The organism is Umezawaea sp. NPDC059074, assembly GCF_042738955.1.
GTDB lineage: Bacteria > Actinomycetota > Actinomycetes > Mycobacteriales > Pseudonocardiaceae > Umezawaea.
This window is the reverse complement of record NZ_JBHYHC010000231.1, coordinates 1-8,351: the sequence shown is the minus strand read 5'-3', so window position 1 is coordinate 8,351 and position 8,351 is coordinate 1. Positions and strand designations below refer to the sequence as shown.

Sequence of the window (8,351 nt, the reverse complement as noted above, 5' to 3'; positions counted from 1 at the left end):
TTTCTATGCCCGCAAAGGTTTGTCAAGGCGGGAAAGATGCCTTGACAAACCTTTGCGGGCATGAAGGCGCTGGGGATCGGGGTGAGGGTGGGGAGCGGTCGACTACGTGTCGACGCGGGTTGGCACCGGGGTCGAGTTCTACAGCCAAACCGGTTGGCCCTCGCTGGCACCGAAGTCCGGTTTCGAGCCAAGCCGACTGGTCGCCGTTAGCACCGAGGTCCGGTCTCCGGCCGAACCGGTCGACCCTCGTCGGCACCGAGGCCCAGCTTTCGAGCCAAGCCGTCAGCCCCCGTTAGCACCAGGGTTCGGCTTTCCAGCCAAACCGATCGACCCCCGCTGGCACCGAAGTCCGGTTTCGAGCCGAACCGATCGACCCCGGTTGGCACCGAGGTCGGTTCCCGGCCAAACCGGTCGACTCTCGTCGGCTCCGAGGCCCAGGCTTTGAGCCAAGTCGTCAGTCCCCCGCCTGCACCTGGGTCCGACTTTCCCGCCAAGTCGTCAGACCCCGCTGGCACCAGGGTTCGGCTTTCCAGCCAACGGTCGGTCCTCGTTGGCATCGGGGTCGAGGTGTTGAGCCAAGGCGGTCAGGTCGGGCCCAGGTCGGTGCGAGGTCGAGGGTGTCGAGCGAAGCGCTGGCACGCTGCCGGACTCGGCTGTCCCGGTGGCTTGGCCCGCGCTGTCAGTGCTGCTCTGCCGACACTTTCCGCTTGCCTTCGTGGTGTGGAAAGGCCGAAGCCCCGCATCACCGGAGTGGTGCGGGGCTTCGGGTTTTCGACTGCTTGGTGGCTGTGATCCCGGAGGATCAGGCGCCGCCCGACAGCTTCTCGCGGAGGAGCGCGAGCTGCTCGTCGCTGGCGAGCGTGCCGCCGGACTGGGCCGGGGCGCCGGTGCTGGACGCGGCGGCCGGGGCGTCGCCGCCCGAGGAGTAGTTGGTCTCCCCAGCGGCCTCTTCCTCAGCGGCAGCGGCCTTCGCGACCTGCTTCATGTGGGCCTCGTAACGAGTGTGGGCCTCGGCGTACTGACGCTCCCACTCCTCACGCTGCTTGTCGAAGCCTTCCTGCCACTCCTGGCTCTCGACGTCGAAGCCCTCGGGGTAGATGTAGTTGCCCTCGGCGTCGTACTCGGCGGCCATGCCGTACTGCGTCGGGTCGAACTCGGAGTCGACCGTGAAGCCCTCGTTCGCCTGCTTCAGCGAGAGGGAGATGCGGCGGCGGTCCAGGTCGATGTCGATGACCTTGACCATGACGTCGTCACCGACCTGCACGACCTGCTCCGGGATCTCGACGTGGCGCTCGGCCAGCTCGGAGATGTGCACCAGACCCTCGATGCCCTCGTCCACGCGGACGAACGCGCCGAACGGAACCAGCTTCGTGACCTTGCCGGGCACGATCTGGCCGATGGCGTGCGTGCGGGCGAACTGGCGCCACGGGTCTTCCTGCGTCGCCTTGAGCGACAGCGACACGCGCTCGCGCTCCATGTCGACGTCGAGGACCTCGACGGTGACTTCCTGGCCGACCTCGACAACCTCGGACGGGTGGTCGATGTGCTTCCAGGACAGCTCCGAGACGTGCACGAGACCGTCGACGCCACCCAGGTCCACGAAGGCACCGAAGTTGACGATCGAGGACACGACGCCCTTGCGGACCTGGCCCTTCTGCAGCTGGTTGAGGAACTCGCTGCGCACCTCGGACTGCGTCTGCTCGAGCCACGCGCGGCGGGACAGGACCACGTTGTTGCGGTTCTTGTCCAGCTCGATGATCTTGGCTTCGAGCTCGCGGCCGACGTACGGCTGGAGGTCGCGCACGCGGCGCATCTCGACCAGGGAGGCGGGGAGGAAGCCGCGCAGGCCGATGTCCAGGATCAGACCACCCTTGACAACCTCGATCACGGTGCCCTTGACCGGCTCGTCCTTCTCCTTGAGCGCCTCGATGGTGCCCCACGCCCGCTCGTACTGAGCGCGCTTCTTGGAGAGGATCAGCCGACCTTCCTTGTCCTCCTTCTGGAGAACGAGGGCCTCGACCTCGTCGCCGACCTTCACAACATCGTTGGGGTCAACGTCGTGCTTGATCGACAACTCGCGCGAGGGGATGACGCCCTCGGTCTTGTAGCCGATGTCGAGCAGGACCTCGTCCCGGTCGACCTTGACGATCGTGCCCTCGACGATGTCGCCGTCGTTGAAGTACTTGATCGTCTTGTCGATAGCGGCGAGGAAGTCCTCCTCCGTACCGATATCGTTGATCGCGACCTGCTTCGGCGCCTTGGCGACCGGGACAATGGTGGTGTCGGTGGACATTAGGTAGGTGGCTCCGGTACGGATTGGGATTGGGTGGCCTGCAAAGTGCTTCGCGCGGCGGGCACACCCGACCTCCACAGGCCAGTTTTCGTGCTACTGGATCATGGGCAGAGCTAACCCACTACGCAGGCGGTATCGTACGCGGCTTCGCGACCAGCGGGCAAACCGGTACCCCCACGTTAGGAGCAGTGTGTCCACCCAGCACGCCAGTGCCGAACTCACCCTCGGCACGACCGGGATCGCCAAGAGGCCCGTGGACGCCGCCGAGTCGCGCACGGCCAACCGGATCTGGTGGGACGCGGACGCCGACGACTACCACGCCGAGCACGGCGACTTCCTCGGCGCGGCGGACTTCGTCTGGTGCCCGGAGGGGGTCCGCGAGGAGGAATCGCGCCTGCTCGGGGACGTGGCGGGCAAGCGGGTGCTGGAGGTCGGCTGCGGGTCCGCGCCGTGCGCCCGGTGGCTCGTGTCGCAGGGCGCGCGCGCCGTGGCGTTCGACATCTCCGAGGGCATGCTCCGGCACGCCGCCGCGGCCAACCGCGAGACCGGCATCCCGGTGCCGCTGGTCCAGGCGAGCGCGGACGAGCTGCCGTTCGCGGACGGGTCGTTCGACGCGGCCTGCTCGGCGTTCGGCGCGGTGCCGTTCGTGGCCGATTCCGGCACGGTGATGCGCGAGGTGTCCCGCGTGTTGCGGCCCGGCGCGCCGTGGGTGTTCGCCGTGACTCACCCGATCAGGTGGATCTTCCCGGACGACCCCGGTCCCGGCGGGCTCACGGTCACGCAGTCGTACTTCGACCGGACGCCGTACGTCGAGGTCGACGAGCTGGGCCGGGCGACGTACGTGGAGCACCACCGGACGCTGGGCGACTACGTGCGGCAGTTCGCCGACGCGGGCCTGGAGCTGGAGGACCTGATCGAGCCCGAGTGGCCCGCGGGCCACGACCGCGAGTGGGGCCAGTGGAGCCCGCTGCGCGGGAAGCTGTTCCCCGGAACGGCCATCTTCCGGACCCGCAAGCGGTAGCCGCCCGAACCGGTGAGGCGTCCGACCGCCGCGGGCACAGGTCGTAACCTGGGCTCATGACGGTGGGTCGAGGGCTGCTGGACGCGCAATCCGCGCGGTTCGCCTCCCTCGACCCGATGCTGCCCGCGATGGTGGAGCCGCCGGACGGCGACGTGCTCACCGCGGCCCTGCCGGACGGCACGCGGGTCGCGGGCGTCCTGCACCGGCAGGTGTACGAGCGGACGTCGCTGCACCGGCTGTGGTCGGCCACCGAGGTGTGGGAGCTGACGCCGCTGCTCGGCGCGGCGGGCGGGCGCGGCATGGACGCGCTGCTGCGGTCGTGGCGGCGGACGATGGACCGGGTCGGCGGGAACGAGCCGGACTCGTCGTGCGTGGTGACGTGGCCGAGCCGCGACACCGAGGCGACCAAGGCGTTCCTCGACCACGGCATGGTGCCGCTGTCGACGATCGCGATCCGCCGGGCCGTCGGCGAGGGCGCGGGCGGTCCGCCGCCGACGCTGCGGATCCGCCGGGCCACGCCGAAGGACCTGGACGCCGTGCTCCAGCTCGCGCTGGCCGAGCTGCACTACTCGTCGCTGGTCGGCTCCACGGTCGCGCGGCCGGAGGCCGTCGTGCTCAAGCGCCGGACGCTGGGCGACCGGCTCGCGTCGGGCAGCCCGACGTGGCTGGCCGAGCGGGACGGCATCGCCGTGGCGCTCGCGGAGTGCGCGGTCGTGGCGTCGGAGCCGGGCAACTGGACGTCGACCCGGCTGCGGCACGGCCGCTGGGGGTACGTGAACTGCCTGTCCGTGCTGCCGGGGGCGCGCGGGACCGGGATCGGCCAGCAGCTGATGGCGTTCGCGCACCGCGAGCTGCACCGGCTCGGCACGGTCGGCACCTACCTCTACTACAACCCGCCGAACCCGCTGTCCTCGGTGTTCTGGCCCCGACAGGGCTATCGTCCACTGTGGACCGTGTGGGAAGTGCGCCCGGCCTTCGCGCTGCGCTGACGCGTCCGTTTCGCGAGGTTGCCGAGAACGTCACACCACCTCCGGTTGCGAGTTGCTCCACCTCGGGCCACTATTTGAACTGACCGGTCAGTTCAAAGGAGGCATCGGTGGAGATCCACGCCCAGCGCGTCGGCGTCACGGGGGCGCACGGCCCGTTGCTGCGGCCGACCACCCTGCGGATCGGCCCCGGCGAGTTCGCGCTCGTCGCGGGCGACCCTGGGGACGGCCACACCGCGCTCGCCCTCGCCCTGTCCGGCAGGCTCCGGCCCAGCACCGGCTCGGTGCTGCTCGACGGCCGCGACGCCCCCGCCGACCTGCGCAAGCGGGTCGCCCTCGTGGACGCGCCGGACGTCAACGAGCCCGAGGCCGCGCTGACGCTGCGCACGGTCGTCGGCGAGGAGCTCGCCATGATCGGCAGGCGCAGCGGCCGCAAGGCCGTCGCGGACTGGCTGGTCGAGCACGGCGCGGACGAGCACGCGGACAGCCGCTTCGAGCACGTGCCCGCGGACCTGCGGTGCGCGCTGCTGCTGGAGCTGGCCGCCTCCCGGCCCGGCGTCGGGGCGCTGGTCCTCGACTCCCCCGACCGCTACCACGGCACGCCCGAGACCTGGCTGGCGCTCGCGAAGGCCAAGGTCACCCCCGAGCGCTCGGTCGTGGTGCTCTGCTCGACCAGCTCGGCGCGGCTGCTGGACGTTCCCGCCGCGCGCCTGGGCGAGGACAACACCCCGCCCGTCGAAGAAGAAGACGAAGAGACCCAGGAAGTTCAGGAGACGACGGCGTGACCGCGATCAGGATGGCGCTCAACGAACTGCGCCGGGTGAGCTCCGGCAAGCTGCCCAAGCTCGCGCTGATCGCGCTGGCGCTCGTGCCGCTGCTGTACGCGTCGCTCTACCTGTACGCCAACAAGGACCCGTACTCGAACCTCAAGCACGTGCCCGCCGCGCTCGTCGTCGCCGACAAGGGCACGGACAAGGTGCACGCCGGGCGCGACGTGGCCGACGAGCTGGTCAAGGGCGGCAAGTTCGACTGGAGGCAGGTCAGCGAGGACGACGCCGAGAAGGGCGTCCGCGACGGCACCTACACCTTCGCCCTGACCCTGCCCGAGGACTTCTCGCAGGCGCTGTCGTCCTCCGGCGACTTCACCCCGCGCCAGGGCGTGATCACCCTGACCACCAACGACGCCAACAACTACCTGGGCAGCACGATCGCGAACCAGGTCGTCACGGAGGTCCGCCGGTCGGTGTCGGTGAAGATCGGCGAGGAGGCGGCGGACAAGCTGCTGCTCGGCTTCTCCACGATCCGGGAGAAGACCGTCGAGGCCGCGGACGGCGCGACGAAGCTCGCCGACGCGCAGCAGACCGCGTTGACCGGCACGCAGCAGCTCGTGGACGGCGCGACCCCGTTGGCGGCGGGCGCGGGCACCCTCGCGAACGGCCTCGACCAGTTGCGGGCGCAGACGAAGGACCTGCCGCTCAAGTCGCAGCAGCTCGCGAACGGCGCGAAGCAGGTGTCCGACGGCAACGCCACGGCCGCGACGACCGCCGAGGACTACGCCGCGAAGGCGCAGGCGCTGGTGAACGGCCTCGACCAGGTCAACGGCGACATCGCCACGAAGCTGCGGGCCGCGGGCATGGCCGAGGAGGACGTGCAGAAGGTGCTGACCGCGTTGACCACTGCCAAGGCCCCGGTGGACGACGCCAACGGCAAGGTGCAGGGCGCGGCCGGTCAGCTGCGGCAGCTCGCGAACGGCGCCAAGCAGGTGTCCGACGGCGCGGCGCAGCTCGCGGCCTCCACCCCCGCGTTGACCGACGCGATCGGCAAGCTCGACGACGGCGCGGGCACGCTCGCGTCCGGCGCGACGCAGCTGCGGGACGGCGCGACCAAGCTGCGCGACGGCGAGCAGCAGCTCGTCGACGGCACCACGAAGCTGCGCGACGGCCTCAACGAGGGCGTCGGCCAGATCCCGAACCCGGACGACCCCACCCGCGACGCGACCGCGAAGACCATCGGCGACCCGGTGAACGTGCGCGGCGTCAGCCAGACCGCCGCGGGCACCTACGGCGCGGGCCTCGCCCCGTTCTTCCTCGGGCTCGCCACGTGGATCGGCGCGTTCGTGCTGTTCCTGCTGCTGCGGCCGCTGTCCCGGCGGGCGCTGGCCGCCGGTCAGACCGCGGTGCGGGTCGCGGTCGGCGGCTGGCTGCCGGGGGCGCTGCTCGGCATCGCCCAGGTGATCGTCATGTTCTCCGTCGTGACGCTGATCGTGGACATCCGGCCGAGCAACCCCGTGGGCACGCTGGCGTTCCTGTTCCTGACGTCGATGACGTTCGTCGCGATCCTGCACGCCCTCAACGCGCTGCTGGGCGCGGTCGGCAAGTTCGTCGGACTGGTGCTGCTGATCCTCCAGCTGGTCAGCGCGGGCGGCACGTTCCCGTGGCAGACCATCCCGGAACCGCTGTACCCCTTGCACTACGGTTTGCCGATGGGCTACGCGGTGGACGGTCTGCGGCACCTCATGTACGGCGGTGAGCTCGGCGGTGTCGGCCACGACGCGCTGGTGCTCGTGGCGTACCTCGTCGGCGCGCTGGCGGTCACGACGTTCGCCGCGTACCGGCAGCGGGTGTGGACGCCGTCGCGGCTGAAGCCGGAACTCGTGCTGTGAGCACCCGCCGCACCCCGACCAAGCAGAAGCTGTTCGACGCGGCCCTGAAGCTCGTCGGCGAACGCGGCGCGGCCTCGGTGACGGTGGACGAGATCGCCGCCGAGGCCGGGGTCGCGAAGGGCACCGTCTACTACAACTTCGGCAGCAAGGACGCCCTCGTCGACGCCCTGCTGCGGCACGGCGTCGACCTGCTCGCCGCCCGGCTGCGCCCGGCGGAGGAGCAGGCCACCACCGAGGACGCGCTGGAGACGCTGGTCGACGGGATGCTCGGCTTCTTCGCCGAGTACCCCGCCTTCGGCCAACTCCTGGTCAGCGAGCTGTGGCGCACACCTGGCCAGTGGCACGGCACGCTGAGCCTGCTGCGCGACGACATCGTGTCGATCGTGAAGGCGCAGATGCAACGCGTGCACGACGCCGGCCGCCTCCCCGAAGGGGTCCAGGTCGGCACGGCGTCGGCCGCGCTGTTCGGCACCCTGCTGGTGATCGCCCTGGACTGGCAGGTGTTCCAGCCCGACCGGTCACTGGCCGAGGTCCGCGACTCCGTGCTGCTGCTGGTGCGCGGCCTCGGCCCTCAGACCTGAACCGACGCGTACGGGTCGGCGACCCGCACGAGCTGCCCGACGACGATCCGCCGGACGACGACCACGACGAGCACGGCCGCGACGACGCCCAGCACGGCGAGCAGCGTCGAGGTGATCGCGGCCGTCTTCAGGCTCTCGACGGTGATCTCCTGGCCGCGGGCAGCGGCGGCGAAGTAGACACTCGCGCCGTTGCGGACGAGGTAGACACCCCACCACCAGCGGACCACACCGCCGGAGAGCCGGGTGCTGGGCCGGTAGACGTCCTGGACGACCTGGTACGGGAACCAGAGGTTGACGACCGGGACGAACCAGGCCCACCCCACCCACACGCTCTCGCGGCGGTGGCCCTCCCAGCCGTACAGGGCCACGCTGTTGCGCCGAGCCCGCCAGAGCCACACGATGAACACGACACCCGCCGCGATCCTGACCAGGACGTTCAGCACCCCGAGCGCCGCGGCGAGCGAGTCGGCCGCGTTCAGATCGGCCTCGGCGACATCCGGCACCCCGTCGAGGTAATCGACGACGACGCCGTGCGTGAACCAGGCCGAAAAGGCGGAAAGCACGTCGACGAGAACAGTGAGTCCAATGAGGACGGACGCGGCGACACCGAGCCCCCCGATCGGCGTGAACCGCCCACGGACAGGCGTATGCCACGGTTGAGTCATGAAAATCCCCCCAAAAAACCCGGCATCCCCCTGACGCCGAGCCGGAAGGTTAGCAGTGACATTGGCCGCGACTTCGTCGCGGCGGGCTCGGCCGCCTGGGAGTCGGCAGTTCGGGCCTCGATTTTTTCGAGCAGGGCAGAGAC

General features: G+C 70.3%; 7 protein-coding genes. 5 read left to right on the top strand and 2 right to left on the bottom strand.

Annotated features, from left to right (window positions below; translation table 11 throughout):
• Positions 1-802 precede the first annotated feature (802 nt).
• Positions 803-2,293 carry a 30S ribosomal protein S1 gene (gene rpsA, locus ACFWW9_RS44830; RefSeq protein WP_259623642.1) on the bottom strand — a complete coding sequence of 497 codons (1,491 nt, stop codon included), beginning with the start codon at positions 2,291-2,293 and terminating at the stop codon, positions 803-805.
• Between the two features lie 190 nt (positions 2,294-2,483).
• Between rpsA and ACFWW9_RS44825 the strand changes: the two genes are divergently transcribed.
• The 5 genes from ACFWW9_RS44825 to ACFWW9_RS44805 all read left to right on the top strand — a co-directional run bounded on the left by ACFWW9_RS44825 (position 2,484) and on the right by ACFWW9_RS44805 (position 7,543).
• Positions 2,484-3,314 (top strand): class I SAM-dependent methyltransferase, encoded by an 831-nt coding sequence (locus tag ACFWW9_RS44825; RefSeq protein WP_390389544.1) that lies wholly within the window; start codon positions 2,484-2,486, stop codon positions 3,312-3,314.
• 56 nt (positions 3,315-3,370) lie between these two features.
• Entirely contained in the window at positions 3,371-4,303 is a 933-nt protein-coding gene (locus tag ACFWW9_RS44820; RefSeq protein WP_390389542.1) for a GNAT family N-acetyltransferase, read from the top strand.
• A 107-nt stretch (positions 4,304-4,410) separates the two neighbouring features.
• Positions 4,411-5,085: an ABC transporter ATP-binding protein gene (locus ACFWW9_RS44815; protein ID WP_390389541.1), complete on the top strand. Its 675-nt coding sequence runs from the start codon at positions 4,411-4,413 to the stop codon at positions 5,083-5,085.
• Complete coding sequence (locus ACFWW9_RS44810) at positions 5,082-6,962, top strand: YhgE/Pip family protein (RefSeq protein ID WP_390389539.1); 1,881 nt, start codon at positions 5,082-5,084, stop codon at positions 6,960-6,962. The genes ACFWW9_RS44815 and ACFWW9_RS44810 overlap by 4 nt, the downstream gene beginning before the upstream one ends.
• Positions 6,959-7,543: a TetR/AcrR family transcriptional regulator gene (locus ACFWW9_RS44805; RefSeq protein WP_390389537.1), complete on the top strand. Its 585-nt coding sequence runs from the start codon at positions 6,959-6,961 to the stop codon at positions 7,541-7,543. The genes ACFWW9_RS44810 and ACFWW9_RS44805 overlap by 4 nt, the downstream gene beginning before the upstream one ends.
• On the opposite strand, the gene ACFWW9_RS44800 is transcribed toward ACFWW9_RS44805, so the two are convergent.
• Positions 7,534-8,106 carry a DUF4328 domain-containing protein gene (locus tag ACFWW9_RS44800; RefSeq protein WP_390389535.1) on the bottom strand — a complete coding sequence of 191 codons (573 nt, stop codon included), beginning with the start codon at positions 8,104-8,106 and terminating at the stop codon, positions 7,534-7,536. The two genes, ACFWW9_RS44805 and ACFWW9_RS44800, sit on opposite strands and share 10 nt — an antisense overlap.
• Positions 8,107-8,351: the final 245 nt, after the last annotated feature.